The 14,511-nt window shown below is 46.3% G+C and carries 8 protein-coding genes; 1 reads left to right on the forward strand and 7 read right to left on the reverse strand.

Features of this window, described 5'->3' with window-relative positions; genetic code table 11:
- Positions 1 to 275: 275 nt before the first annotated feature.
- From UF06_RS10170 to UF06_RS10195, 7 genes are all read right to left on the reverse strand, one after another.
- Entirely contained in the window at positions 276 to 5,117 is a 4,842-nt protein-coding gene (locus UF06_RS10170; protein WP_045570352.1) for an NAD-glutamate dehydrogenase, read from the reverse strand.
- A 207-nt stretch (positions 5,118 to 5,324) separates the two neighbouring features.
- Complete coding sequence (locus UF06_RS24260) at positions 5,325 to 5,543, reverse strand: DUF2835 domain-containing protein (protein WP_081946422.1); 219 nt, start codon at positions 5,541 to 5,543, stop codon at positions 5,325 to 5,327.
- A 49-nt stretch (positions 5,544 to 5,592) separates the two neighbouring features.
- A complete protein-coding gene (gene pepN / locus UF06_RS10175; protein WP_045570353.1) occupies positions 5,593 to 8,199 on the reverse strand; it encodes an aminopeptidase N in 2,607 nt (868 codons plus the stop codon).
- A gap of 248 nt (positions 8,200 to 8,447) precedes the next feature.
- Positions 8,448 to 9,116: a hypothetical protein gene (locus UF06_RS10180; RefSeq protein ID WP_045570354.1), complete on the reverse strand. Its 669-nt coding sequence runs from the start codon at positions 9,114 to 9,116 to the stop codon at positions 8,448 to 8,450.
- Between the two features lie 207 nt (positions 9,117 to 9,323).
- Complete coding sequence (gene prc / locus UF06_RS10185; RefSeq protein WP_045570355.1) at positions 9,324 to 11,327, reverse strand: carboxy terminal-processing peptidase; 2,004 nt, start codon at positions 11,325 to 11,327, stop codon at positions 9,324 to 9,326.
- A gap of 17 nt (positions 11,328 to 11,344) precedes the next feature.
- A complete protein-coding gene (gene proQ / locus UF06_RS10190) occupies positions 11,345 to 11,971 on the reverse strand; it encodes an RNA chaperone ProQ (protein ID WP_045570356.1) in 627 nt (208 codons plus the stop codon).
- 99 nt (positions 11,972 to 12,070) lie between these two features.
- Complete coding sequence (locus UF06_RS10195; protein WP_045570357.1) at positions 12,071 to 12,544, reverse strand: GAF domain-containing protein; 474 nt, start codon at positions 12,542 to 12,544, stop codon at positions 12,071 to 12,073.
- Positions 12,545 to 12,675: 131 nt separating this feature from the next.
- Here UF06_RS10195 and UF06_RS10200 point away from each other — a divergent pair, with 131 nt between their 5' ends.
- Complete coding sequence (locus UF06_RS10200) at positions 12,676 to 14,472, forward strand: ABC transporter ATP-binding protein (protein WP_045570358.1); 1,797 nt, start codon at positions 12,676 to 12,678, stop codon at positions 14,470 to 14,472.
- Positions 14,473 to 14,511 lie beyond the last annotated feature (39 nt).

A 14,511-nucleotide genomic window follows, 5' to 3' on the forward strand; every position in this document is an offset into this window, starting at 1 on the left:
GCCCCGTGTAAACGGGGTGGTATTATTTACTTAAAATTGGCGCAATTCAAACAAAATACAGCGATTATTGATAAATGCAGCCATCTTTTACTTAATACCTTTAATTATCAGTATTTTATAGTTAATAACAATGTAGGTACATATGGAAAGATAACAAAGCAATCGTTTGAGTGAATACAAAAAGAGACACCGTAACGTGAAAATGGTCACTTTATAATCTCAGAGTAATAAAAAAGCCCCTTTCGGGGCTTTAAACTTATCTAACTGGCAAAAACCTAATCATTTGCACTGCAATTGAGGTTGAGTAATACCAATTCACGCAGAGCAACTGAGAATTTAGCAAATTCATGAACACTACCCACCTTGAACTCATTCAAAATGCTTTCCCAGCGGTGAAGCGAAGTTTCGTTGCGTTCCATCCATTCGTCCAGCGCTTCGATCACATCAAAGTCGCCGTCAGAACTACGGCAGTTAAGCACTTGCGCGGTTAACAAACGTTGCTGCCAATCTAAATCTTCACGGAACGCCGCTCGTGCCAATGCTTGCCAGTTGTTGTCAACCGCCTGGCTGTTGATCTGCTTGAGGAACCAATGCAGTGAAAGGCGATCACCCAGATTAAAATACAACTTCGATGCTTGCTCGACGGTTTTGCTCTTCTCTCTAGCGACCGCAGAAATATCCAAAGCCGATTGCAAACTAGAAAGACGTGACACTCTGTTGGCCAAGCTCGCGTCTACCCCACGCTCAATCCAAGAACGCGCCAGCTCTTCATGCTCTTCCACTTCGGCTGAGACCAACATCTCATCTAAGCTGCGAGTGATCACATCCACATCAGCGCGGTAACGTTCAATCAACTCGCTTACATTGTTCTTGCCACTGCGATTACGCAGCAACCAGCGAGCAACACGACGCAGCATGCGACGCACATTAAACATAATTTCGTACTGTGCATCCGCAGAAGCGACGTTATCGAGATCGCGGGTTTTCTCCAAAATGTCACCAAGATCGTAGATTTCTCTTGCAGCGCTGTATGCATTAGCAATGTCAACAACGGTTGCTCCTGTCTCTTCCTGCAATCGCGTAACGAAATTACATCCCATTTCGTTCACCATTTGGTTTGCAAGGGATGTTGCAATGATCTCTGCACGAAGCGGATGAGACGACATCTGCTGCGCATACTTATTACGTAGCTCACTTGGGAAATACGCGACAAGCTGCTTGGCATGGAACTCGTCGTTGGCGATATCATCGTTAGCCAATTGTTCTTTCAGCACCATTTTGCCGTAAGCAACCAGCACGGCAAGCTCTGGGCGAGTTAGTCCACGTCCGGTTTTTTCTCGTTCCAGTAGCGTTTCGTCATCTGGAATACTTTCCAGCGCGCGATCAAGATAGCCCGCTTTCTCCATGGTGTGAATAAAGCGAATTTGCTCTTTGACAACACTGACGCCTTGTTGCTCAGTCACAGAAATAGACTCGGATTGACGGTAAGCATCATCAAGAACGATCTCGCCAACTTCCTCTTCCATGGATTCCAAGATGGCGTTGCGCTGTTTGATCGTCATATCGCCATTGGACACCAAGCCGTTAAGGAAGATCTTGATGTTCACTTCGTTATCAGAACAGTCTACACCACCGACGTTATCGACAAAGTCAGTGTTAACCCGGCCGCCGTTCAGTGCATACTCAATGCGACCTTTCTGCGTCATACCCAAGTTGCCACCTTCACCGACGATACGAGCTTGTAGATCACGTCCATCAATACGCAGCACATCGTTGGCACGGTCACCGACATCCGTATGCGTTTCTGTCGAAGCTTTGACATACGTACCGATGCCACCATTCCATAGCAGATCAACTTCCATTTTCAGGATCATTTTGATCAACTCGTTCGGTGCCAAAGAGGCTTTCTTCGTAGACAGCATCTTCTGAATTTCTGGCGTCAGTGCAATCGACTTAGCGCGACGAGAGAAAACACCGCCACCTTTAGAAATCAGCTTAGCGTTATAATCTTCCCAGCTCGAGCGAGGCAAGTTGAATAAACGGTTACGCTCTTCCCAACTCGTTGCTGAATCTGGATTTGGGTCAATGAAAATGTGCAGGTGGTTAAACGCGGCCAGCAAGCGGATGTGCTTGGAGAGCAGCATACCATTACCAAATACGTCACCCGCCATATCACCAATTCCGACTGCGGTAAAGTCTGTAGTCTGACAGTCAATGCCCATTTCACGGAAGTGGCGTTTCACCGACTCCCAGCCACCTTTCGCGGTGATCCCCATCGCCTTATGGTCGTAACCGTTTGAGCCACCAGATGCGAATGCATCACCCAGCCAGAAGTTGTACTCTGCCGATACTGAGTTCGCCAAATCAGAGAATGTCGCAGTTCCTTTATCCGCCGCGACAACCAAGTAAGGGTCGTCTTCGTCATGTCGCACCACATTTTTCGGTGGAACCACTTCCCCTTCGATAATGTTATCGGACACATCCAAGAGCGCGCGGATAAACTGTTTGTAGCAACGTTGACCCTCTGCAAAGATTTCATCACGCGTGGTCATGCTAGGCTGACGCTTACAAACAAAACCACCTTTCGCGCCAACTGGCACAATCACGGTATTCTTAACTTGCTGCGCTTTAACCAGACCCAAGATTTCAGTACGGAAGTCTTCTTGACGATCAGACCAACGCAAACCACCACGAGCGACTTTGCCACCACGCAAGTGAACACCTTCGATATCCGGTGCGTAAACAAAGATCTCAAACGCTGGCACAGGTTGTGGGATCTCAGGGATCTCGCTTGGTTTCATTTTCAGAGACAACCAAGGTTTCGGCTGTTTCTTGTCATCCACTTGGTAATAGTTGGTGCGAAGCGTAGCTAAGATCATTTCCATGTAGCGGCGAATGATACGATCGTCATCCAAGCTCTCAACATGATCTAATTGTTCCGTCATCGCTTTGATGAGATCTTCTTGGCCTTTCTCCGAGCCTTTGTATTTGGGATCAAAACGCTTAACAAACAGCTCCACCAGCGCTTTGGCCAAATCTGGGTAATGGCTTAAGGTATCTTCGATATATTGCTGACTAAATGGGAAGCCCACTTGACGCATATAACGTGCGTAAGCACGAAGGATGGAAATTTCCCGGCCAGTGAGGGACGCACCGAGCACCAGACGGTTGAAGCCATCGCTCTCCAGCTCACCTGCCCAAATCGCGGCGAATGCTTGTTGGAAACGATCGCGTGCTTCACGCAGATCCACCACTTTGTCGCTCTTATGCAGCATGGAGAAATCAAGGATCCAGAATGTCTGACCATTGGTTTTGTGGATCTCATACGGGGATTCGCCGATCACCCGTAGACCTAAATTTTCGAGCATTGGCATCACATCAGACAGATGGATCGGCTCGTCACGATGATACAGTTTCAGACGTACCGCTTTAGAATCCGCCGCTAACTCTTGTGGGCGATAAAACAGCATCCCTAATTTATGTTCATCACTGAGTGATTCCAAACGCTCAATATCGTCCACTGCGCTACCTGGCATCATGGCTTCTTTATAAGAACGCGGGAACGCCTTCATATACTCTTTTGATAGTGGTAAGCCTTTGCTTTCGCCAAAGTTAGCAATGATGGAGTCTTTGAGGCGATCATCCCAAGATGAGGATACTTCCATTAGGTTTTGCTCGATATTCTTTACGTCTACGTCGATGTTGTTGTTGTCTACCCGCACAATGTAGTGAGTGCGAGCCAGAGGGCTTTCGGAGAAGAATGTGGTGAACTCCACTTCTTGCTCGCCGCCAAAATATTGCTTCAGGATGCGCTGGGTCTGACGACGAAGTTCGGTGTTGTAACGATCTTTGGTCACGTAGACCATGGCGCTAAAGAAACGACCAAACGGGTCTTTACGCACAAAAAGACGCAGAAGATCTCGGTCGTGCATTTGCACCACGCCCATGCCAACTTCAAGAAGCTCTTCTTCGGTTGCTTGGATTAGTTCATCACGTGGGTAGTTTTCTAGAATATTGTGCAGTGCTTTGTAGGAATACGAACCGTGACGGTAACGGCTCGCTTCAAGAATGCGCCCAACTTTCTCACGAATCAGTGGGATAGAAGAAACGGCTTGGTTGTAAACGGCGGAAGTGTAAAGCCCAGTAAAGCGATGTTCACCAATAACTTTGCCGTTTTCATCAAATTTCTTAATGCCGATATAATCGTTGTAAGCAGGTCGGTGAATTCTTGAAGGCTTGTTGCCTTTGGTAATAATCAGCGCGTAAGGTTTTTTCGCTTCTAGACGAGCAGAATCGGAAAGCTCAGACAGCTTCACGCCGCGAACTCGTTTCTCGTCTGCAAATAGGCCAAGGCCCTTTTCTGCCGTTGGCAGTAATTCGCTGTCGCCATCGACATTGCTCAGGTCATATTCCTTATAACCCATGAACGTGAAGTTGTGGTCCCCTAACCAACGAAGAAAGGCAATGCTTTCATCGAAGCGTTCATCGTTCACGGCAATAACCGATTTCTGTTTTTCTAGCTGTGTTGTTACTTCTTTGAGACGTTCAACCATTGATTGCCAAGCGTTCACCACCAAGCGAGTGTCCGAAAGCACATCGAGCAGTTCTTGCTTTAGCGTCTGCATCTCTTCTTTCTTGCTCAGACGATCCACTTCGATATGGAACAGTGACTGAAGCACGCCGCCTTTACCATTGACCTCAGTCACCACGCCTTTAGTATCACGTGTGATTTGCGTTGGGTTGTTGAGCATCAAATGACAAGAAAGATCTAAACGACTCAAGGTCATTTTGATGGAATCGACCAAAAAAGGACTGTCTGGAATAACGACTTCAACAATAGTGTGGGTAGATTGCCAACCTTGGCGACTCACTGTTGGGTTAAACACCCTGACAGAGATCTCTTCCGGTTTTTTCTCATTGATATGATGCCAGAGGCTAACAACAGCGCCATAAAGATCCGATTCGTTACGCTGAATCAAATCGTCGTTGGACATATTACTAAATAAGTGTTGAGCTAATTTAGTGACTAAAGGCTGGTGAGATAGCTCGAGTTTGTCCTGAATCAGTTGATACACTTTTTCAAGCAGAACCGGCACTACATTTTCACGCGCGGTCATATTCACACTCCACATTAGAATAGTTTTTTTGTAGGGGACACTTAGCATTAAATCGGCTTAAAAGACCTAATAACTAAGCATAGGTAATGCATGTGCTTATTGTAAAAGCATTATTGAAATTTAGTTAATAGAATTAACGAACTTGGCAGGTGAAATGTTTGAGAATGTGATTGAGATTCCTGTTTAACTCGCTGTTAAACGGAGGAGTTACAGAGTTTCTAACTTTATAAACTTGTTATTTTGGTCAGTTGTTAGTCGGAACCGCCCTCTAAGCCCCAATTGGCTAAGAAACGGCCTAAAGCGCGTGGCAGGTAGCTGTATCCGAAGCCCATTATCTGTAACAACTTGCACCGAGCTCGCCGCACCCGAATAGTGAGCGAGGAAGGTCTGATAGCTGATATTTAAGCTGAAGTAGTATTGATTCATCGTTTGCAAAAAGCAGCTGACGCGAGGCCAGCTGCATATGATTTAACCTTTAACTTTCTAGCGCTTTGCTCACTTTTTCAAACAGATCTTTCGCTAGATTATCCATTACTTTGAGTGATTCTAACTCAGCACGCATCAGTGCTTTACGCTCATCATCGTACTTGGCCAATTTCAGCAACGGGTCGATCAGTCGAGACGCAACCTGCGGGTTGGTGCTGTTGAGCTCGCGTAGAATTTCTCCCGCGAAACGGTAGCCGCTACCCGATTTATCATGGAAATGAACAGGGTTGAGATTCAAGAAAGAGCCCACCAAACTGCGAGTACGGTTGGGGTTTTTCAGGCTAAATGCTTCATGCTGCATTGTCTGCTTAACCACCTCAAGGGCATTGTCAGCGGGGTTGCAACCTTGAATCATGAACCACTTATCCATCACCAGACCATCGTGTTTCCACTTGTCACTGTAGTCTTGCATCAAAGCTTCACGACAAGGCAGTTGAGCGTTGTTGGCTGCGGTCATTGCTGCAATGGTGTCGGTCATATTGTTTGCTTGGTAATAATGCTTTTCAACCAGCTCATTACCACCAGTGATTCGCGCTAGATAGCCAAGACAGATATTACGTAGCGCGCGTTTTCCAATCGCAGCATGATCGATACTGTACTGCGCTTGTTTCAAGCTGTGATACACCGCACTGAGCTCTTCTTGCAGTTGATCAGCGAAGATCGCTCGCATACCTTCTAAGGTTTTTGCAATCGCATCAACATCAACGAGCTTATACCAACCAGAAACTTCGTTATGCTGCGGCAACGATAACACTTCAGCGATAAACGCAGCTTCAAGATCAGCACTGATCAGTACGCCGCGGAATGCATCCACGACTTCTGCCGCCACTTCCACTTCATCACCTTGCTGCACACGTTGCACGTTGGCGCGAATGTATTTCGCCAACAACATTTGGCTAGCATCCCAACGAGCGAACTCGTTACGCGCATGTGTCATCAGGAACATCAGTTCTTCGTCAGAATAGTTGTACTCCAGTTTCACTGGTGCAGAGAACTCTCTCAGCAGCGAAGGCACTGGACATTCGGAGACATTTTCAAACACAAAGGTTTGTTTCTCCGCTTTAACATCGAGCACGTTAGAGACAGATTTGCCTTCTACGATAAGCGGAATGACACTGCCATCAGCCGCATACAGCTCAATATCAAATGGGATATGCAGAGCGTGCTTTTCTGCTTGGTCTTGAGTTGGCTCAGTGAACTGCTCAACCGTCAGCGCATAAGTCTGCGCTTCGGCATCATATTGGCTGCTCACCCGAACGGTCGGTGTACCAGACTGGCTATACCAAAGACGGAACTGAGTCAGATCAACGCCCGTTGCATCTTCCATTGCTGAAACAAAGTCTTCACACGTCGCTGCCGTGCCATCGTGACGCTCAAAGTAAAGTTTCATCCCTTTTTGGAAGCCTTCTTCCCCAAGCAATGTGTGATACATGCGAATCACTTCACTGCCCTTTTCGTATACGGTCAGGGTGTAGAAGTTATTCATTTCAATCACTTTATCCGGACGGATCGGATGTGACATGGGGCTGGCATCTTCAGCAAACTGCGGGCCGCGGATCACGCGCACATTCTGGATACGATTGACCGCTCTTGAACCAAGATCTGACGAGAACTCTTGATCACGGAAAACGGTCAAACCTTCTTTCAAACTCAACTGGAACCAATCACGGCAAGTGACACGGTTACCCGTCCAGTTGTGGAAATACTCATGACCAATGACCGCTTCAATACCAAGATAGTCGCTATCTGTCGCCGTCTGAGAGTTAGCCAGAACAAACTTCGAGTTAAAGATGTTGAGACCTTTGTTCTCCATCGCTCCCATGTTGAAGAAATCCACTGCGACTATCATGTAGATATCGAGATCGTACTCTAGGTCAAATCGCTCTTCATCCCACTTCATTGAGTTGATGAGCGAAGTCATCGCGTGTGGAGCTCGGTCGAGATTGCCTTTGTCGACAAAAATTTCCAAATCAACTTTGCGGCCTGATTTCGTGGTATAGATGTCACGCAACACATCGAAGTCACCTGCAACCAGAGCGAATAGATAAGCTGGCTTTGGATGAGGGTCTTGCCATTGTACCCAGTGACGTCCACCTTCCAGCTCACCTTGAGCCACACGGTTACCGTTACTCAGCAGGTAAGGATAGGTTGCTTTGTCTGCGATGACTTTGGTAGTGTAACGAGCCAGCACATCTGGACGGTCCAGATAGTAAGTGATGCGACGGAAACCTTCGGCTTCACATTGAGTACAGAATGCGCCGCCTGATTTGTATAGACCTTCCAAGGCGGTGTTCGCCTCAGGATCAATCTCTGTCACAATAGTCAGCTCAAACTCGGTCGGAAGCTGCGATAGAACCAGTGAAGCCTCTTTCACTTCATAGGCCGACCAAGCTTCACCGTTAACACTGACAGAACAAAGTTTCAGCGCTTCACCGTCCAATTCAACGACATTGCTCTCGCCCAACTGCTTCACTTGCGAAACGGCCGTTACCAGAGTGTTGTTATCGTAAAGATCAAAAGTCAGATCAATATCGGTAATGGAATGTGATGGTGGCGTATAATCTTCGCGATATTTAGCCTGTGGGGTCTGAGACATATCTATAAATCCTTGTACAGTGAATCAAAACGTACCTGCTACCTTGTACGACATGCTCATCTTTGTATCGATAAGCGACGTGTTAATGCATCTGTGAGTTCAATTATCTGGCAGGTACCGAAAAATTACCCAAGTAAGATGCGGTTGACGAACGAATAAAACAAGTCTCACAACAAAAAAAGAGAGAACTTTATAAAAATCCTCTCTTATCCACACTTTGCACTGTTTACTCTTGGTTCAATTCACATTCAACGAACCCGATCCAGCACCGCTAACATCTCACCGCTTTCTTCTGCCAGAGTCAGCTTATCTCTTTCCAGCGTATAAGTCGTATTATGCTCACCGTTCTCATACAACAAAACCAAGTGATTGCCCTCGGTATAATAGACGCCTTGCGTGACGGACTCACTACCTCCTTCAGAGGTAACGCGAAACATAAAGACAAAATCGGGTTGCAACACCAGATCCACTCGGTTGATTTGATTGGCAATCATCCCTTCACCGGAAAGATGAGCGCTCGACCAAATACCAGCCAGTGCATTGGGCAATCCTTTAGTAAATCTCACCCCATTAAGATTGAGCATGTGATGGTTGCTTTCATACTGGTACACTTGAGGTTGACCTGAATTCAGCCCGAGAATAATCGTGTCTTCGTTGGCCGCGTACATCCCTTGCCAATGATCGACACTGTAGTCCCGTTTCTGGATGTCAATTTGGAACTGGTAATCTGAACCTAGCGACAGTTTGATCGCTCGGAAATCTTCTCGGCCAGACTCAGGATCGGGATTGACCAAATACCAATCACCCAGCAAGAGTGGTGTATCAAAATAGGTTAAATCAGAAGGGGCTTCGCCCGCTTCATTCGCCTGTGTGACAGGAAACATGATAACAGCAAGGAAAAGTAGGAAATGTCTCATCGTTTTATCTCCGGACCTTTTCTTACAGCTTAGATCTGGAGATAAAATAATGCGAAATTTTTAGATCCAAATCACATTATTACGCGATAAAAAATAACAAAACGCGCGCTTAATGGTGCATTTATCAAGATGAAATAGCTCTAATTCAGGAAGGTTTTTACACATGGAATCATGAAGAAGCGAGCCTAGTTAGGCTCGCTTGAAGGTTTAAGATTTCGCCATCTTAAGCATGTCGACCATAATCGAGACCGATTCATCTAAGTAGGCATCGGGATATTCGTAGTCTTTTGGTACATCATCAAGATTGTCAAAAGGCTTTTTCCCTTCGAGAAGCTGACGCTGATTAATGCGATCAAGTCGAGTTTTTTCAGCACTTTCAGATTCTTGCTTACGTACTTTTTCGTTTAAGGACAACTTATTGTCATTTTTTTCCGCTTTGTACGTGGCAATATCTTCAGCGATGAATTTAAACTCAAGCTGGTTGGCAACTCTCGCGTCGTGCTTTAACTTTAATGCGTTGACCAACTCAGCATTACGCTGTAACACGGCATAGTCTGCTTTCTCAATGCTATCCCAAGGCAATGCATTATCTTCAACGCTCTCTCCTGTCTCTTCAGGGTCAACCGCGGTTGGATAGGCGATATCTGGCACAACCCCTTTATTTTGCGTACTCCCGCCGTCGATACGATAGAACTTTTGGATCGTATACTGAACATAGCCGAGCTCTTTGTCGAACAAATCATAAATATGATTCAAAGAGCGATGTTGTTGTACCGTCCCTTTGCCAAACGAGTTTTCACCCAGAATAATGGCTCTACCGTAATCTTGCAGCGCAGCAGCAAAAATTTCCGATGCGGATGCACTGTAGCGATTGACCAGCACCGTCATTGGGCCAGCGTAGCTGATTTCTCCGTCGGTATCCGCATTAACTTTCACTCGGCCGTAGCTGTCACGAACTTGCACTACTGGGCCTTTCTCAATGAAAAGACCCGTCAATGCCGTCGCCTCTGTAAGCGCTCCACCACCGTTATTTCGCAAATCAACAATGATGCCGTCGACGCCTTGAGACTTAAGGTCAGTTAACAGCTTGTCGGTATCTTTAGACAGACCAACATAAAAACTCGGCACTTCCAGAACACCGATTTTTTTGCCGTCTTTTTCAATTGTCTTCGCTTTTACCGCTCTGTCTTCCAGGCGAATCTTATCTCGAACAATTGTGACCACGTAACTCTTTGCATCGTTACCATCAGGCAAAACGTGCAGATTCACTTTCGTTCCTTTCGGACCTTTGATCAACTGCACAACGTCATCGAGACGCCAGCCAATGATATCGACAATCTCTTCGCCATCTTGGCCAACACCTATGATTCGGTCACCTTCGCCAAGCTGTTTACTCTTTGAAGCGGGACCACCAGCGACGAGTGAACGGATGACCGTATAATCGTCGGTCATTTGCAGCACGGCACCGATCCCTTCCAGTGACAGATTCATTTCCGATTGGAATTGTTCTGCGTTACGCGGTGACAAATAACTGGTGTGCGGATCGACTTCACGAGCAAACGCATTCATGTACAACTGGAAAACGTCTTCGTTACGCGTCTGCGTGATGCGTTTCATCGCGTTGTTGTAACGTTTTTCCAAAACGTCTTTGATCTCTGGCCACTCTTTACCGGTTAATTTAAGGTTAAGCGCATCGTATTTAACGCGTTTTCGCCAAAGTTCATCGAGTTCCGCTTTATCTTTTGGCCAAGCAGACTTCGCTCGATCCAGTTCAATAAAGTCATCGTTATCAAATGTGATTTCCTTGTCTAACAGCTTGAGTGCAAAAGAAAAACGCTCAAAACGCTTTTTCATTGACAAGTTATAGACGTCAAAGGCTATCTGATTTTCGCCAGCTTTAAGCTGATCATCAAGCTGCGTTGACCAAGTGGAGAAGGCATCAATATCGGCTTGTGTGAAAATGTTCTTGTTGTAATCAAGCAACTCAACATAGCGGGTAAAAATCGCTTTGGAGAAGTCATCGTTCAGGTTGAAATGTTTATAGTGAGAGCGCGTGAATCGGGAAGTCACTCGCTTGCTCGCGGTTTCATGCTGAATTTCAGGAGCAAGAACAGGAAGATCTTTGATGGATAATTTGGCTTCAAGAGCCTGAGCTGATGCTGCCAGCCAGAGGCCAGCAGCGATCAGGGTCAATTTTGAACGGCATTTCATGCGTAGGAGTGTCTCCTTTATGCGCGCAAGTGCTCCGCTTTGACAACCATTTGTAGGCCGTTAGCTAGTTGAACACGCACATCATCCTTGTTGATTTCTACGATTGTCGCAGCCATGTTGCCCTTGCCCATATTGACGTTTACTAACTTACCGACAATATATTCATCTGCATTCAGCGCACGTGTCTCTACCGGCTTTTCTGCTGGTTTCTGAGCTTGTGGCTTGTTGGCACGACGTTGTTGTGGTGCTTTTTTTGCCTTAGGCTTATCAGCCTTGCTTTCTTCACGAGCTTTTTGCGCTTGTTCTTTGCGACGAGCTTGAACTTTCGCTTTGCTTTCTGCCAGAGTGGCTTTTGCGTGTTCTACATGTTCTTCTTCCAGCACACCACATGCATTACCATCAAGGTCAACACGTGTTGCGCCCGCTTTAACGCCATGTAAATAGCGCCAAGATGAAGTGTACTGTCTTAACGCTGCACGAAGCTGAGTTTTGCTCACTTTCTCATCGTCGCTCAGACGATCTGCAAGATCTTGAAAAATACCGATTTTAAGTGGCTTTGCTTCACCTTCTAGAGTAAAGCAATTAGGGAAACATTCAGCAATATATGCAATAACTTCTTTGCTGTTTTTTAACTTTTCAGTCATGAGTTGTCCTGGTTAGAGCGGCCTGTCCGCGAGCATTAAGATAAAAATATCCTCGTATTATAGTGACCTGCGAACGAAAAACCACTCTCGTTACCGAATTTATGCTTTGTTCGCGTGGGAATTAAGCAGCTTTTCTACTTCCGCCATAAAAAATGTGAGCCCAGCTTCATCTGTTTCGCTGAATCGGCCCACACTTGGGCTATCAATATCAAGAACGCCAGCCACCGTGCCATTAATAGAAAATGGCAGTACGATCTCCGAATTGCTCGCTGCATCACACGCAATGTGCCCTTCGAACTGGTGCACGTCATAGACACGCTGTACGGTGTTGGTTGCCGCAGCTGTGCCACAAACCCCTTTACCCATAGGAATACGCACACAAGCTGGTTTGCCTTGGAATGGCCCTAGAACCAGTTGTTCTTCTTTATAGAGATAAAAGCCAACCCAGTTCAGATCTTCAAGCTCCATAGAGAGCAAGGCACTGATGTTTGATAGATTGGCAATCAAATCGTGTTCAGATTCGATCAAGGCCACGGCTTGTTTAGTCAAGGTTTGGTATTGTTCAATAGTCATATCAACTTCCGATTTTACTGCAAACGCACAGCATAACTACGCTATGCGGGTGTTTCTGAATTTACTTGGGATTCCCATCGAGAACGGCTAGAATGCTCGCTCGAATATAAATAGGACTTATTCTCATTATAATGATTTCCTCAACTGACACTATTAGCCGTTCCTGGTTGATAACACAAGTAAAAAAACATAAGTCAAAGCTTCTGTTTGCCAATTTCATTGCTGTCATCGCCACTTTACTCAGCGTGCCTATCCCTCTCTTGATGCCGTTAATGGTCGATGAAGTACTCATGAACCAACCGGGTAAAGGTTTAGAGTTAATGAATGGGGTTTTACCTCAAGCTTGGCAAACTCCGATTGGCTATATCTTCTTTACCCTATTTTTGGTGGTGTTGATGCGGGCATTGAGTCAAGCGTTCAACATTCTTCAAAGCCGTCAATTTACTCTGGTTTCGAAAACCATCACCTACCTGATGCGGGCCAAAATGATCGACAAGCTTGGTAGGATCAGCATTCGACAGTACGAGACAAGGGGCAGCGGCGGAATCAATGCTCATTTGATCACTGACATCGAAACCATTGATCAGTTCATCGGCAGCACGCTGGCAAAATTTGTCATCAGCCTGCTAACGGTCATCGGCACGGCGGTCGTCTTACTCTGGCTGGAGTGGCGACTAGGGCTGTTTATTTTGCTGGTAAATCCGATTGTTATCTATTTCTCCCGCAAGCTTGGAGGCAAGGTCAAGCATCTTAAGCGGCATGAGAACCAAGCGTTCGAACAGTTCCAAAGCCGCTTGGTGGAAACTCTCGATGGCATTTACCAGTTACGGGCGGCCAACAAAGAACGTGAATTTTTGCAAGAGTTGAAACAGCAAGCCGATCAGGTGCGCATCAACGCAGACAAGTACGCTTGGCAGTCGGAAGCCGCTGGACGTGTCTCCTTCCTGCTATTTTTGATCGGTTTCGAACTCTTTCGCGCCGTCGCAATGTTAATGGTGCTGTTTAGTGATTTAACCATTGGCCAGATTTTTGCCGTGTTTGGCTATCTGTGGTTTATGTTGACCCCTGTTCAGGAATTGCTCAGCATTCAGTTTTCTTGGTATAGCGCCAAGGCTGCACTTACCCGTATCAACGCTCTCCTTGAACTGGAAGAAGAACATAGGCCGATTTCGAAAGTAAATCCTTTCTTAAACGAAGGCGAAGTGGAAGTAAAAGTAGAGCAGGTAAATTTTGCTTACAATAGCGATAATCAGGTGCTCAACAATCTGTCTTTAACTATTCCCGCTGGAAAAAAAGTGGCTTTAGTCGGCGCAAGTGGTGGTGGAAAATCAACCTTGATCCAACTTTTGATCGGGGTCTATCAAGCCAGTAGTGGTCGGATTCTGTACAACGGAGAAACCACTGACGACATTGGATTTGAGATTATCCGCGATCAGATAGCTGTTGTTTTACAACAACCTATACTATTTAATGACAGCTTACGGCATAATCTCACCTTAGGTGGCACTTACCAAGAGAATGCACTGTGGCATGCGCTCGAAGTTGCTCAGCTGCAAGATGTCATCGCCCAGCTTACTGATGGACTTGAAACGCAAGTTGGACGCAACGGTATTCGATTGTCCGGCGGCCAGCGCCAGCGCCTAGCCATTGCTCGCATGGTGCTGAGCAATCCTAAGTTGGTTATTCTGGATGAGGCGACCTCTGCGCTCGATACCGCAACGGAAGCTGCGCTGCATAAAGCGTTGAATGAATTTCTTAGAGGACGTACCACACTGATTGTTGCCCACCGGCTATCAGCAGTGAAACAAGCGGATATCATCTATGTTTTGGAAGATGGACAGGTTACGCAATCAGGCACCCATTTGGAGCTGGTTGAACAAGACGGGTTATATCAAACACTCTACGGCAGTGTGCAATCTCACGCCTGATACTTTTTTATTGACGCGTTTATCTTCCCACCCTGAGAG

The sequence above is a fragment of the Vibrio sp. S234-5 genome, from assembly GCF_000960595.1.
Classification (GTDB): domain Bacteria; phylum Pseudomonadota; class Gammaproteobacteria; order Enterobacterales; family Vibrionaceae; genus Vibrio.

What these genes read in the sequence shown, in the direction of transcription:
- UF06_RS10170 (WP_045570352.1), bottom strand. Translation starts at nt 5,117, where the DNA reads ATGACCGCGCGTGAAAATGTAGTGCCGGTTCTGCTTGAAAAAGTGTAT.
- UF06_RS24260 (WP_081946422.1), bottom strand. Translation starts at nt 5,543, where the DNA reads ATGAATCAATACTACTTCAGCTTAAATATCAGCTATCAGACCTTCCTC.
- pepN (WP_045570353.1), bottom strand. Translation starts at nt 8,199, where the DNA reads ATGTCTCAGACCCCACAGGCTAAATATCGCGAAGATTATACGCCACCA.
- UF06_RS10180 (WP_045570354.1), bottom strand. Translation starts at nt 9,116, where the DNA reads ATGAGACATTTCCTACTTTTCCTTGCTGTTATCATGTTTCCTGTCACA.
- prc (WP_045570355.1), bottom strand. Translation starts at nt 11,327, where the DNA reads ATGAAATGCCGTTCAAAATTGACCCTGATCGCTGCTGGCCTCTGGCTG.
- proQ (WP_045570356.1), bottom strand. Translation starts at nt 11,971, where the DNA reads ATGACTGAAAAGTTAAAAAACAGCAAAGAAGTTATTGCATATATTGCT.
- UF06_RS10195 (WP_045570357.1), bottom strand. Translation starts at nt 12,544, where the DNA reads ATGACTATTGAACAATACCAAACCTTGACTAAACAAGCCGTGGCCTTG.
- UF06_RS10200 (WP_045570358.1), top strand. Translation starts at nt 12,676, where the DNA reads ATGATTTCCTCAACTGACACTATTAGCCGTTCCTGGTTGATAACACAA.